Below are 12717 nucleotides of genomic sequence, written 5' to 3'. Positions count from 1 at the left end.
ACGTACCCGTCTGGCGGGATAACTGCGCCCGAGCAGCGTGCACCGGGCCAAAGACGCCGGTACACACCGCTTAAAATCACAACGATTTTGTGTTTTTAACCATTATCTTGCGTTTTTTGCGCGTATCCACGCCGTCAGGTTCTCAAACATTGGCCGTGCAGGTGACGCGGCTGCTTGATCAGCGTTGCCTTAGAATTCCTGCGAGTGACTACCGTCATTTGAAGCTCTGGTGGTCAGTTTTTTCGGTTCAGGCGCTTGGCGATTAGCGGCTTTAACAGGTGCTGCTGTTCGGCCGCTTACCAGGCTGAGCTTTAAGGGTGAGGGTGGGGCCGAACGCACGCTGTGCGTGTTCGTCTGAGCAATCTTGAACACCGCAACCGCCTCGGTGAGCTGGCCGGCCTGTTCTTCCATCGAGCGTGCCGCCGCGGTGGCTTCTTCCACCAGTGCCGCGTTCTGCTGGGTGGTCTCATCCATTTGAGTGACGGTGATGTTGACCTGCTCGATGCCGACCGACTGCTCCTGTGATGCCGCAGAGATCTCGCCCATGATGTCGGTGACACGCTGCACGCTGGCCACAAGCTCGGCCATGGTATTGCCGGCGGTGTTCACCAGCGTGGAGCCTTCGGCAACGCGCTGCACGGAATCGTCGATCAAGCCCTTGATCTCCTTGGCCGCCGCAGTGGAGCGCTGGGCGAGAGTACGCACTTCGGAAGCGACCACGGCAAAGCCGCGGCCCTGTTCGCCTGCGCGTGCTGCTTCCACTGCTGCGTTCAAGGCCAGGATGTTGGTCTGGAACGAGATGCCATCGATCACGCTGATGATGTCGGCAATCTTCTTGGACGAGACCTCGATGCCGGCCATGGTGCCGACGACCTTGCTCACGATCTCGCCGCCTTGCGATGCAACGCTTGCCGCACCGATCGCCAGCTGATTGGCCTGACGGGCGTGCTCTGCGTTCTGGCGAACGGTGGAGGTCAGCTCTTCCATTGATGCAGCGGTTTCTTCCAGGTTGGCCGCCTGCTGCTCTGTGCGGTGCGACAGATCCTGATTGCCGGCGGCGATTTCGCTGGCAGCCGAGTTGATCGTGATAGCCGAGTGCTGGATGCGTCCGACGATTTCGGCAAGTTGCGCGGCGGTGGTATTTGCGTCGTCGCGCATCTGCGCGAACACGCCATTAAACTCGCCGCTCATGCGTGCAGTCAGGTCGCCTGCTGCGATGGATTGCAGCAATGCAGACAGCGATTGCAGATTGCCGTCGGCGGTGGCCATCAGATGATTGAGGCTTGTGACCATCGTGCGGAAATCATGTTGGAAGCGCTCTGTGTCGCCACGCACACTGAAGTCCCCGGCTGCCGCTGCCGAAGCCAGGCGGCTTATTTCCTGATTGATCGCTTGCAGATTCTGTTTGACTTGATTCATCGTCTCGGTGACCACTGCCTTCTCACCTGGCAGCCGGTCCATCTCATCGGAAAGATCGCCGATCGCATAGCGCCCGATGATCTGTGCCAGGCGCATCGTCATGGCGATATGCGAATTGGCCAGCGCGTTGGCATCGCGCACCATATGACCGAACTCTCCAGGAAATGCGGTTTCGTCCATGCGATAGCTGATCTCGCCAGCGTCATGTCGGCGTGCCATTTCCAGCTGTGCAGTGATGACGCCTTGCACGCGGTCACGAATGCGATAGACCGCACTGGCCAATTGCACGGTTTCGTCCTTGCCGGAGACCTTGATATCGACGTCGAGCACTCCGCGCGACAACTGCTCGACGGCGGCCACTGCCCGCTGGATCGAGCGTGAGATTGCGTTACCCAGTAGCAAGGCGATGCTCACGCCGGCCAGTACGATCAACCCCAACGCGATCGCCGCCAAGGTGATCGCGCGCGTATTGGTGGCTTGTTGCTGCTGATAGCGCAGCTTGGCAGAGGCGGCCAGTTCATCACGCAAGATGGCAAGCCCGGCGAAGGTGGCGTTTGCGTTGTCCTTGACCTGGGTCCGATTGACTTCAGCGCCGCCTGCGATATCGCCCGCTTCGATCAACTCGATCTGGCGCTGCATCCCCGCTTGCATCAGCGCGTAGCTTGCCGTGATCTTTTGCAGCCGGGCGGTGTGCTCGCTCTCCTGGCTCAGCAGCTGTTTGAGTTCCACAATGCTGGCGGCGACTTGTGTGAAGCGCTTTTCGTTTTCCTGCTTCCATTGCGTGATCAGTCCAGGCGTGCCGATGGCGATCATGCGCAAAATATTGATATCGACCCGGGTTAGCTGGCCGTCGATGCTGCTGGCAAGCGCAGAGCCGGTGAAATCCCGATTGTAAAGCGTGCCGACATTGTTCTTGGAGGTGTGCAGGCTGTTCAGCAGGAACAGACAAAGCAGGATGTTCGGAATCAACGTTCCCAACAATGCCAATATAAATTTTCTCTTGATCGTGGTTAGCATGCTGGGACCTGGCGGATAATGTGATGAGTGGCAAGAGCGGCTAGTGACTGGCCTGCTGAAGCACGCTGAAGCTGCGCTCCGCAGTCGATTGGCCTTGGAACGGTAGCGCTTTCCGAAGCATCTCCACTGTTTAACGGCAGCTTTCACGAAACCTTGACTCGCGTGGTGGGCCGCGCAATCGATCTGTCAGGCCGGCTTCAGTGAGTGGCTGGCAAGTTCGGAGCTGAACCGCCCCGGGTTTCCCGGAGGCCCCTTGGTTTGAGTCACGCCGACATGACAGACTGAGGGGAGTGCGGATAGCAGGATGACGAAGGCGACATAGACCCATCCTTGCCACGTCGAAACGTACGTGAAATCGCTGACCCACAGCGCGTTGGGCCGATCGGCCTTGCATTGCCGTTTCACGTGATCGCGCGGGCACGGCGGCTTCGGGTCGCTGACCGTCGTGCGCACGGTCTTGCCTCGCATGACGCCCCGCAAACCCTGCCGTTTCATCAGCCGCTGCACGGTGCATCGCGCCACGTCGAACTGTTCGCGTCGCAGTTGCCGCCAGACTTTGCGCACACCGTAGACCTCGACGTTTTCGTCCCACACGCGCTGGGCTTGCGCCATCAATGTCTCGTCGCTCTTCGCGCGCGGGCAGCGCAACTCGGGATCGGCCATCCTGGCTGCGTGCGCGTGGTAGGCCGACGGGGAGATCGGCAGCACTCTGCAGATCGGCTCGACCCCGTGGACGGCACGAAGCTCGTCGATGAACTGCTTCATCGCTTGAAGGGGCGGTCGAGCTCGGCCTGCGCAAAATACGCCGATGCCTTGCGCAGGATCTCGTTGACCTGGCGCAGCTCGCGAACCTCGCGCTCAAGTGCCTTGATGCGCTCCTTCTGCGGCGTTTTCATCCCCTCGCGCTTGCCAACGTCGCACTCGTGCTGCCTCACCCAACCCGGGAGCGCCTCGGCCGTGCAGCCCACCTTGGCCGACACCGACACCGTCGCCGCCCATTGCGATGCGTACTCGCCTTGGTGCTCCAGGACCATCTTCACCGACCGTTCCAGGATTTCCGGGGAGAACTTGCTTGCTCTGCTCATGGCTCCCTCTTCTCTAGAAATGGAGCCTCCGGAATCCCCGGGGCGGTTCAGGTGCGATTGTCGATTGTGACTGCAGCCCGGCTTGACATTGGAGTCTCCATCGTTGCGCACAGATGGCCGACTCTACGCATGGATGGCGCCCGCTACGGCACCTGTCGACGATGACATCGATTGCAGGACGCAATTGCTGAGAAAACCCGGCTGCACGCTGCGTGATTTCCTTCGCGAAGGTCAGGATCCTCCTGATTGAGCGCCGCGCCGTCGTTGGTCATAGTTGTCACCATCATCGAGCGAGCACCATGACCACAACCCATCCCCAGCTCATCGGCGCACTTCTCAAAGGCATGCGCCGTGCCGAGTCAGCACGTGCGGCATCGGTCGCCTACAGCGCCGGTCTGGCCGAGCAGATGCATAGCGGCTACGGCACGCCGGACGACGCGTGCAGGGTGCTGGAGATGTTCGCACTCGACCCCGAACAACTCCGGGAGCTCGGGCTGGTGGGGGTGGAGGAATTGGGCGAGGCGGTGTGCCACGCCTGGTCGATCAATGCCGGTGAGCCGGAGCGGGTGATGCAATGGTTTTCCGCGCCCAGGGTCGAGTTCGTGGGCAAGCACTGCAGCGAGTTGATCCGTGCCGGGCGGATCGGGCCGGTGCTGAGCATGGCCCGGGAACACGCTTTGCTGCGCCCTCGCTGACCGTGGACAGCCTTGCGCAGGCCACAGCGCTTTACGCTAGGCGGCGCAACGGCAATACTCATTGATCCGCCCAACCTCAGTTCTGCCAATGCGCCAGGTTCCGCCTGCTTCACCCTCCGCCGCCGCCAAAGCCCAATTGCTGGAAGAGTTGCGTAAGCTCGAACAGGAAGAAGCCCAGCTGAAATATGCCCAGACGCTGGAAGCTTTCGACCAGGTCGTCGAGGCGCTGACCCAGTTTGGTGGCCGCTTCAACGCAAAACAGAAAAGCCAGATCGCGTCCCTCGCAATGACCGGCAAGTCCAAGGGCACGCTCTCGTCCACTGGCGAAGTCGTGGCCAAGTACTGGATTCCGCATTCCGGCGAGACATGGTCCGGGCGTGGTCGCACGCCGCGTGTGTTCAAAGCCTGGGAAGGCACCAGTTCTTACAAGGAATGGAAAGCCAAGCATCCGGATAAGCGGTTTCCGCTCTATCCAGGCTGAATGTTCGGTCCAGGTTGAGGGATGTTTGAGTCCGTTTGTTTGTTCGATAACAGCTTTGTTGGTCGTTGCGATGGATTGGTTGACGTTTAGTGCGCCAATGTTTAGGTGCGTTGTCTAAAAGCTGTCAGAAATAGCTGGTCACCGATATTTTCGCGTGCCTTGATCAGACGGCTGTTGCCAGATCAGCAGGACTTGAAAGGCCGTCAGCTGCTTTGATCTTGGCGTCGCGGTATAGCGGGTTTGTACAGCCCACAAAAAGCTCGCCGTCTGCCAGACATCAGCAGACAGCGAGCTTGCGTCACCGCTCAGACCTTATTGGTCGCTCTTGCACTCGAACACCGACACGCTGCGTGGCGGTGCCAGAAAGGCGCTGGCGCCGGCCGGCATCATGTTCACTTCCAGCGCTTCGTCGGTGGAGAGCACCAGCTTCCAGTGCACCGGTTCATCGGACGAGGGCAGGGTGAAGGTCACCCCTTCGTGGTAGGCATTGATGACGATCAGCAAGGTGTCGTCGTTGGCCAGTTCCTTGACGCCCGAGGTCTGCGCTTTGCCTTCCAGCAGCAGGCCCACCGAGCGCGCACCGGCATCGGTCCAATGCGCGTCGTCCATCTCGGTGCCGCCGGGATTGAGCCAGGTCAGATCGCGCAGGCCGGCCTCTTCGTTGTACTGGCCGTTGAGAAAGCGACCGCGCGACAGGATCGGGTAGCGCTTGCGTAAGCCGGTGAGCGCCTTGACGAATTCGGTCAAACGGCCGTCGGTCGGGTCGTTTTCCCAATCCAGCCAGGTGATCTCGTTGTCCTGGCAATAGGTGTTGTTGTTGCCGCCTTGCGACTGTGCGCGCTCGTCGCCGCTCAACAGCATCGGCGTGCCTTGCGAGAGCAGCAAGGTGGCGAGCAGGTTTTTCATCCGCCGCTCGCGGATCTGCAGGATCTCCGCGTTGTCGGTATCGCCTTCTTCGCCGTAGTTGCACGAGCCATCGTTGGACGAACCGTCGCGATTGTCCTCGCCGTTGGCGATGTTGTGCTTCTCGTTATAGCTCACCAGATCGCGCAAGGTGAAACCGTCATGCGCGGTGATGAAGTTGACCGACGCCCATGGGCGGCGACCACGCCGATCGAACAAATCGGCCGAGCCGGTAAAGCGGGTGGCAAACTCGGCGAGCTTGCCGTCTTCGCCCTTCCAGAACTCGCGCGCGTTGTCGCGGAACTTGTCGTTCCACTCCGACCAACCCGGCGGGAAATGACCCACCTGATAGCCACCGGGGCCGCAATCCCACGGCTCGGCAATCAACTTCACTTCCGTCAGCAGCGGGTCCTGGTTGCAGGCATCCAGGAAGCCGCCACGCTGATCGAAGCCGCTCGGCTCGCGCCCCAGGATGGTGGCCAGGTCGAAGCGGAATCCGTCCACATGCATCTCGCCGGCCCAATAGCGCAGCGAGTCGTTGACCATCTGGATCACCCGCGAATTGCTTAGATTCAGCGTGTTACCGGTGCCGGTGTCGTTGATGTAGTAGCGCTTGTCTTCGGCAAGGCGATAGTAACTGGCGTTGTCGATGCCCTTGAACGACAGCGTCGGGCCCAGCTCGCTGCCTTCGGCGGTGTGGTTGTAGACCACGTCTAGAATCACTTCCAGACCCTGCTTGTGCATGGCCTTGACCATGTCGCGGAATTCGTCGCGATGCCCGCTGGACAGGTAGCGCGATTTCAACGCGAAAAAGCCGATGGTGTTGTAGCCCCAGTAGTTGCGCAGGTCCTTGTCCAGCAGATGCTGGTCGTCCAGATACGCATGTACCGGCAACAACTCGACAGCAGTGACGCCCAGATCCTTGATGTACTGCAGCACCTGCGGCTGCGCCAGGCCGGCAAAGGTGCCGCGCACCGCTTCCGGCACCTGCGGGTTGCGCATGGTGTAGCCACGCACATGAGTCTCGTAGATCACCGTTTCGTTCCACGGCTTGAGCAGGCGTGCGTCGTCTTCCCAGTCGTAGGTGTCTTCGACCACCACGCACTTGGGCATGAAGGGCGCACTGTCGCGCTCGTCGAAGCTCAGGTCGCCATCCGGGTGACCCACGGTGTAGCCGTAGAGTTCGTCCGCCCAGATCAGATCGCCATCCAGCTCGCGCGCATAGGGATCCATCAGCAACTTGTTGTGGTTGAAGCGATGCCCCTCGGTCGGCTCGTACGGGCCATGCACGCGGTAGCCGTAGCGCTGGCCCGGTTTGACGTCGGGCAGATAGCCGTGCCAGATCTCGTTGGTGTATTCGGGCAGATCGATCCGTGTCTCGGTGCCGTGTTCGTCGAACAGACACAGCTCCACGCGCGTGGCATGCGCGGAAAACAGCGCAAAATTGGTGCCTTTTCCATCGAAGAGCGTGCCGCGCGGGAACGGGCGCCCCTTGCGGATGCGGGAGGGGTTGGCATAGGCCGCGCTTGCTGGACGTCGCATTGAGAGTCTCGGGTGCGCCGGCATGCCGGCATTAGGGGACTCAATCATTGCGGTTTTGCCTGTGCAAAACGCGTCACGGCCACAGGGGGGCGGCGTGAGGGCGACATGCTGCAGCCGCTGCGCTCGCCTGATCACTGCGCAGCGCGGCTGGACGTGGGCGTGCCCACGCAATGCTGCGCCGAGTGGGTCGAACATCACTGGCGTCGGTGCTGGTTGGCGCATTCGGCACAGACATATGCACAGACAAAGGTGCATGCGCGCAGCATCTAGCGCAATGCATGTGCGCATTGCTTGAGCGCCGCGCGGCCGCCCTGCTAGCATCCAGACCACTGAGGTTGCGCAACACCTGCGTCGCTTCAACAGCGTTGCCGAGCAGCTTTCGCCTTTCCCTCCTCGGGGCCGTCGCACACCAGTTGGATCGAAGCGTGCAGGGCAGGGTTGCAGCCCGCACACGCGATCGACCGGCAGACGTACGGACTTGGGTCACTTCGTCACTAGACTCCGACCATGTCCAGGCCGCGCCGCGCACCCTCCGCGATGAAAATCGCCATCCTTTCCCGCAACAGCAAGCTGTATTCGACCCGCCGGCTCATCGAGGCCGGGCGCAAGCGTGGGCACACGGTGCGCATCCTCGACCCGCTGCGCTGCTACATGCGTATTGCCGCCGATGGTTTCAGCCTGCACTACAAGGGCAAGCCGATCACCGGATTCGACGCAGTGATTCCGCGCATCGGCGCCTCGGTCACGCGCTATGCCACTGCGGTGTTGCGCCAGCTCGAATTCATGGGCAGCTACACGCCCAATCCCTCCGACGCCATCCTGCGCTCGCGCGACAAGTTGCGCGCGCATCAACTGCTGGCGGCCCAGGGCATCGACATGCCGGTGACGGTGTTCGGCGACAACCCGGACGACACCCAGGACCTGCTCTCCATGCTCGGCCCGCCGCCGCACGTGGTGAAGTTGAACGAAGGTACCCAGGGCGCCGGGGTGATCCTTACCGAGAAGGCCAGCGCCTCGCGCGGCGTAGTCGAAGCCTTGCGTGGGCTGTACGCCAACTTCATCGTGCAGGAATTCATCGGCGAGGCCGAGGGCGCCGACCTGCGCTGCTTCGTGGTCGGCGACCGGGTGGTCGCCTCCATGCGCCGCCAGGCCGCCGAAGGCGACTTCCGCTCCAACCTGCACCTGGGCGGCACCGCCGCCGTGGCCGAAGCCACCCCGCAGGAGCAGGAGGTAGCGGTGCGCTCGGCGCGCGCGCTGGGCTTAGCGGTGGCCGGCGTGGACCTGATCCGCTCCAACCGCGGCCCGCTGGTGCTGGAGGTCAATTCCACTCCCGGCCTGGAAGGCGTGGAAGGCGTCTGTGGCGTGGATGTGGCCGCCGCAATCATCGAGCACCTGGAGCAGATGGCCCGTTGATCGGGGATTTAACATTTTTATCAAAAAAATAACGAAACTCTAATCCTTGCCCCGCTAGCCTCTCCCGACCGTAGCTCCGCTCTCGGCAGTGACGGTGATCGGGATGCATTTTTGGCCCGGGTGCTTAGCGGCACCTGGGCCTTTTTGTGATGGCTTTCCGGGATTGGGGTTCACGTCTACATTTCCTTACTCAATCAGCGACGGAACGACCAGCAACGCTGAGCATCACGCAGTACGTTCGGCGGCCGAATGGCGCCAACTGCTGAAACAACCAAGACGACAGCGCGGCTGCAACGGCACCTTGCCACACGCAGCCGGGTACACGACCCAACAATGAGGTTCCAGTGCGCATTCTAGTAATTGAAGACAACAGTGACATCGCCGCCAATCTTGGCGACTATCTGGAAGACCTCGGCCACACGGTGGATTTCGCCGCCGACGGCGTCACCGGCCTGCATCTGGCCGTGGTGCACGAGTTCGACGCTATCGTGCTCGATCTTAACCTGCCCGGCATGGATGGCATCGAGGTGTGCCGCAAGCTGCGCAACGAAGCGCGCAAGCAGACGCCGGTGCTGATGCTCACCGCGCGCGATTCGCTGGACAACAAATTGGCCGGCTTCGACTCCGGCGCCGACGACTATCTGATCAAGCCGTTCGCGCTGCAGGAAGTGGAAGTGCGGCTCAACGCACTCTCGCGTCGCGGCAAGGGCGTGCACACCCGCGTGCTGGAAACCGGCGATCTGGAATACAACCTGGATACCCTGGAAGTGCGCCGCCGCGGCAAGCTGCTCCAGCTCAACCCCACTGCGCTGAAGATCCTGCAGTCGCTGATGGAAGCCTCGCCGGCCGTGGTCACCCGCCAGGAGCTGGAGACCCGCGTCTGGGGCGAAGAACTGCCCGATTCGGACTCGCTGCGCGTGCATATCCACGGCCTGCGTGCGGTGGTCGACAAGCCGTTCGACGTGCCGATGATCCAGACCCGTCACGGCATCGGTTACCGCATCGCCTCGCCCGATGCCTGAAAGCAATAACGGCGCGCGGCCCGCCCGCAGGCGTGGCCGCTACCGGCGGCGCCTGCGCAGCCGCATCATTTTGTCGTTCGTGCTGTTGGGCTTCTGCCTGACCACGCTGTTCGCCTTCGCCACCAACTGGGCGCGTTTGCGCGTGGAAAACCAGTTGGTCGAAGACGTGATGAACCGCAATATCGACGCCTTCGCGCAGCGGTTCTATTCCGACCCGTTGCGTAACCCCGATCTGCCGGTGCAGCAGATGCGCGGCCGCGTGGTCAAGAGCGACAAGTTCGAAGCGTTGCGCCGCGAACAGCCGGATTGGTATCAGTTTAAGGATGGTATTCAGACTGTCTCGGGTGTCGACGAGAGTGGTAATCCGTACTCATACAAGCTAGCTGTGCGAAAAACGCCAAGTGTCTGGTTTTTCTTGGCCTACGACATGACCCAGACCATCAAGGGCGAGATCCAGCTCAAGCGCACCCTGATGCTCTCGGTGCTTGTTTTCAGCGGGTTTTCGTTGGTGATCGGCTGGTGGTCCGCCTCCAAGGTGATGCGCCCGGTGTCGGACCTGGCCGCACGCCTGCGTGCCTACCGCGGCGGCACCAGCGAGCCCAAGCCGCTGGCCGCGCACTTCCCGGACGACGAAGTAGGCCAGCTTGCCGAAGCACTGGACGATTACTCTGCCCGCCTCACCGAAGTGGTGCAGCGCGACCGCGAATTCAACGCCGACGTCAGCCACGAACTGCGTACCCCGCTGGCGGTGATTCGCGGCGCCACCGAACTGCTGCTCAGCAAGCCCAATCTCGATGAAAAGATGCTGCAACGCCTGCAGCGCATCCAGCGCGCCGAACTGCAGTGCAGCGACCTGATCGGCTCGCTGTTGTTGCTCTCGCGCAACGAGCGCGGGCAGGGCAGCAGCAATGTCGCCAAGGTGGCCGAACAGCTGATCGACGCGCACCGCGCCCAACTCGGCGGCAAACCGTTGGAGCTGCTGCTGGAAGGCGAACGCGACCTGGTCATCGACGCGCCCGAATCCGCCTTGTCGGTGGCGCTGGGCAACCTGATCGGCAATGCGGTCAAGTACACCCAGGACGGTCAGGTGCGCGTGCGCGTGCTCAGCGATGCAGTAGAGGTGATCGACTCCGGCCCCGGCCTGAGCGAGGAAGACGCCACCAAACTGTTCCAGCGCGGCTACCGCGGTACCCACGCCGGCCACTCGCAAGGCGGCGGCATCGGCCTGTCGATCGTCAGCCGCCTGTGCGACCTCTACGGCTGGCGCGTCAGCGTACGCCCAGGCCAGGAGCGCGGCGTCATCGCAACACTGGCCTTCCATCGCTAACCAACCACGCACTTTCGTAGGAGCGCACCTGGGCGCGACGGCCTTAGAAGCACGGTCCGGCGACGCAATAGATAATATCTTTCCCTACTCGACCCGCAACGCATTGCCCGGCAGTTCAGACCAGTCCAAATGCACTCAACGTTTGCAGGTCGGTCAGGTCCGACGGCATCAGCTGGCGGTAGTGCAGCACCGTCAGGATATCCACCTGCGTTGGCGTAACGCGGTAGATCAGTCGGTAAGGGCGTTCCAGCAACTCCCGCACCTCAGCGGGTGCATAGCGTGGCAGCGCTCTACCCATCGCGGGCGAATGACCCAGCTCCAATGCGCGCCGCGCCAGGGCGACTGTCACCGCTTTCGCCATGGCTGGTACATGCTCTTTCAGATAGGCCTGGATTTCCAGCGGCTTGGCGTGGGCGCTTGGCGGCCAATACACCCTCACGCAGACATTTCAAGCTGCCGAAGCACATCCTCAGCAGCAATCAACTGCCCGCCATCTGCCTCTTCGGTCCCCTTTTCAATAGCCCGGTGCAGTGCGGCTTGGTAGATCAGGTCCTCCCAGCGTGCATCTTCGGGCAACGCATCCAATCCACCAATTGGTGAGCTTGCTGTTTGAAGAGAGCGGACATGGCAGGCACCTCACGAAGAGTGGGTTCGATTCTAGTCCCCCAGCTGCGGGAGAGCCAGAACCGCTGGGGACGATCGCCGTATGCGGAGGGCAGTCGCTCATGGCGTGTGAGCGCGTACAACCGTCACAACCAATTCTCCCTCACGCGCAGTGATCTGCAGCTTGCAGCCAACCGCAAACCCCAACTGCTCCAGCCACAGCCCGCGCAAGCGCACGCTGGGAATGCGCTGGCTGTGCGGCCGGCCCGGCTCCGCCTCGTAGAACGCATAGCCCACCGTGCAGCGCGTGGGCGTGCGCGCCTTGCGGGGTGGGCGCGGTGGCAGATCGTCCACGCGGCGCTTGGGGCGACGGTCGAAGTCGAGGTTGTCCACATCGAAGGTGGGCGATGGAACCAGCCGCACGGGCTGTGCATCGATCGCGCGCTCAGTCTGCTTGGCGATAGCGGTGCGTTTGGCATCCGGCTTGGACCGCTTTGAGGTTGGAGACCGCGCCCGGCTCATCGCCTCACCTCCGCCAGCACCATGGGGCGACGCCGCCCACCAACCTGCACTATCAATACATTTGCCATGACAACGCCTCCTTCGAAAAACAGGCACCGTCGCCGGCCGGCGACGGGATGTCGGGAGGTTAGAAACCGTGCATAGTCGGCGGGCATATTCCTCCCGAAGGAGTGTTGTATTAGCCGCCCTCCCGACGCAGGCATCGCGTCGGCTTGCGCCTGCAGGCAGGCACAAAAATCACCGGTTTGACGGAGGTGGGTACCGCTATGCACGGAGTTTCTACGCTCCTTGAGGCAGAGGTTGCTACTGGTTTCTTGGGATGTCAACTGCGGGAGCGTCAGGAGTAGGTGTAAGGTGAATCCCACTTCGTCGTTGCCCGGTATTCGCCTAATGAACGGCTACAATTCTTTTTCAGTCGCCAAAAACAAGTTTGCCAGTGAATAAAGATATGAAGTTGTACAAATGGGTGAGATTTTTTTACTGGACGATTCTTAGTGTATTCGTTCTGCTTGGCGTGTTCTTCAGTCCTACCTCTGGACAATTCTTTCTCGGAGCAGAAATTTTTGTTCTGATTTCTATGTTCGTCTGCTTGGTTAAGTGTCCCCACTGTAAGGAGCCTCTAAAAACCCCAGCAATCTGCCATCATTGACTTGACGCCCTGCCAGCGGAGAACGACAGACATGATCAG

At 61.4% G+C, this 12717-nt stretch carries 10 protein-coding genes, 1 pseudogene and 1 other annotated feature; of the genes and pseudogenes, 5 read left to right on the top strand and 6 right to left on the bottom strand.

The window, feature by feature from the left end; translation table 11 throughout:
- Window positions 1-189: 189 nt before the first annotated feature.
- Both XpopCFBP1817_RS16030 and XpopCFBP1817_RS23195 read right to left on the bottom strand, forming a co-directional pair.
- On the bottom strand, window positions 190-2436 hold the full coding sequence (locus XpopCFBP1817_RS16030; RefSeq protein ID WP_128417870.1) for a methyl-accepting chemotaxis protein: 2247 nt from the start codon (window positions 2434-2436) through the stop codon (window positions 190-192).
- Window positions 2437-2739: 303 nt separating this feature from the next.
- A pseudogene (locus tag XpopCFBP1817_RS23195) lies at window positions 2740-3521 on the bottom strand (IS3 family transposase); the annotation flags it as partial.
- Window positions 3127-3243 (bottom strand) — a sequence feature (AL1L pseudoknot). Its footprint overlaps the pseudogene before it by 117 nt.
- 299 nt (window positions 3522-3820) lie before the next feature.
- On the opposite strand from XpopCFBP1817_RS23195, the gene XpopCFBP1817_RS16020 reads away from it, so the two are divergent.
- The gene (locus XpopCFBP1817_RS16020) at window positions 3821-4216 is read left to right on the top strand and encodes a hypothetical protein (protein ID WP_128417869.1); all 396 of its coding nucleotides are present in this window, start codon (window positions 3821-3823) and stop codon (window positions 4214-4216) included.
- Window positions 4217-4304: 88 nt separating this feature from the next.
- Complete coding sequence (locus XpopCFBP1817_RS16015; RefSeq protein ID WP_128417868.1) at window positions 4305-4697, top strand: H-NS histone family protein; 393 nt, start codon at window positions 4305-4307, stop codon at window positions 4695-4697.
- A gap of 312 nt (window positions 4698-5009) precedes the next feature.
- Here XpopCFBP1817_RS16015 and glgX read toward each other — a convergent pair whose 3' ends face one another.
- Window positions 5010-7142, bottom strand: coding sequence for a glycogen debranching protein GlgX (gene glgX, locus XpopCFBP1817_RS16010; RefSeq protein ID WP_128417867.1), 2133 nt, complete (start codon window positions 7140-7142; stop codon window positions 5010-5012).
- A 537-nt stretch (window positions 7143-7679) separates the two neighbouring features.
- On the opposite strand from glgX, the gene rimK reads away from it, so the two are divergent.
- The 3 genes from rimK (at window position 7680) to XpopCFBP1817_RS15995 (ending at window position 10904) form a co-directional block, all read left to right on the top strand.
- Entirely contained in the window at window positions 7680-8555 is an 876-nt protein-coding gene (rimK, locus tag XpopCFBP1817_RS16005) for a 30S ribosomal protein S6--L-glutamate ligase (protein ID WP_128417866.1), read from the top strand.
- Between the two features lie 344 nt (window positions 8556-8899).
- Window positions 8900-9577, top strand: a complete 678-nt coding sequence (locus XpopCFBP1817_RS16000) for a response regulator transcription factor (RefSeq protein ID WP_128417865.1) — start codon at window positions 8900-8902, stop codon at window positions 9575-9577.
- Window positions 9570-10904, top strand: a complete 1335-nt coding sequence (locus tag XpopCFBP1817_RS15995; protein WP_167393954.1) for a sensor histidine kinase — start codon at window positions 9570-9572, stop codon at window positions 10902-10904. The genes XpopCFBP1817_RS16000 and XpopCFBP1817_RS15995 overlap by 8 nt, the downstream gene beginning before the upstream one ends.
- Before the next feature lie 115 nt (window positions 10905-11019).
- Here the strand turns inward: XpopCFBP1817_RS15995 and XpopCFBP1817_RS15990 are convergent, their stop codons facing one another.
- From XpopCFBP1817_RS15990 to XpopCFBP1817_RS15980, 3 genes are all read right to left on the bottom strand, one after another.
- Complete coding sequence (locus XpopCFBP1817_RS15990) at window positions 11020-11343, bottom strand: type II toxin-antitoxin system RelE/ParE family toxin (RefSeq protein WP_128417864.1); 324 nt, start codon at window positions 11341-11343, stop codon at window positions 11020-11022.
- The gene (locus XpopCFBP1817_RS15985; protein ID WP_244171205.1) at window positions 11340-11489 is read right to left on the bottom strand and encodes a hypothetical protein; all 150 of its coding nucleotides are present in this window, start codon (window positions 11487-11489) and stop codon (window positions 11340-11342) included. Before XpopCFBP1817_RS15985 ends, XpopCFBP1817_RS15990 begins: the two co-directional genes overlap by 4 nt.
- A gap of 138 nt (window positions 11490-11627) precedes the next feature.
- Window positions 11628-12029 carry a SymE family type I addiction module toxin gene (locus XpopCFBP1817_RS15980; RefSeq protein WP_128417863.1) on the bottom strand — a complete coding sequence of 134 codons (402 nt, stop codon included), beginning with the start codon at window positions 12027-12029 and terminating at the stop codon, window positions 11628-11630.
- Window positions 12030-12717 lie beyond the last annotated feature (688 nt).

This window comes from Xanthomonas populi, from assembly GCF_002940065.1.
Taxonomy (GTDB): Bacteria; Pseudomonadota; Gammaproteobacteria; order Xanthomonadales; family Xanthomonadaceae; genus Xanthomonas; species Xanthomonas populi.
The sequence above is the reverse complement of the archived record's forward strand: the minus strand, read 5'-3'. Positions and strand labels throughout refer to the sequence as shown.

What these genes read in the sequence shown, in the direction of transcription:
- XpopCFBP1817_RS16030 (WP_128417870.1), bottom strand. Translation starts at nt 2,436, where the DNA reads ATGCTAACCACGATCAAGAGAAAATTTATATTGGCATTGTTGGGAACG.
- XpopCFBP1817_RS16020 (WP_128417869.1), top strand. Translation starts at nt 3,821, where the DNA reads ATGACCACAACCCATCCCCAGCTCATCGGCGCACTTCTCAAAGGCATG.
- XpopCFBP1817_RS16015 (WP_128417868.1), top strand. Translation starts at nt 4,305, where the DNA reads ATGCGCCAGGTTCCGCCTGCTTCACCCTCCGCCGCCGCCAAAGCCCAA.
- glgX (WP_128417867.1), bottom strand. Translation starts at nt 7,142, where the DNA reads ATGCGACGTCCAGCAAGCGCGGCCTATGCCAACCCCTCCCGCATCCGC.
- rimK (WP_128417866.1), top strand. Translation starts at nt 7,680, where the DNA reads ATGAAAATCGCCATCCTTTCCCGCAACAGCAAGCTGTATTCGACCCGC.
- XpopCFBP1817_RS15995 (WP_167393954.1), top strand. Translation starts at nt 9,570, where the DNA reads ATGCCTGAAAGCAATAACGGCGCGCGGCCCGCCCGCAGGCGTGGCCGC.
- XpopCFBP1817_RS15980 (WP_128417863.1), bottom strand. Translation starts at nt 12,029, where the DNA reads ATGAGCCGGGCGCGGTCTCCAACCTCAAAGCGGTCCAAGCCGGATGCC.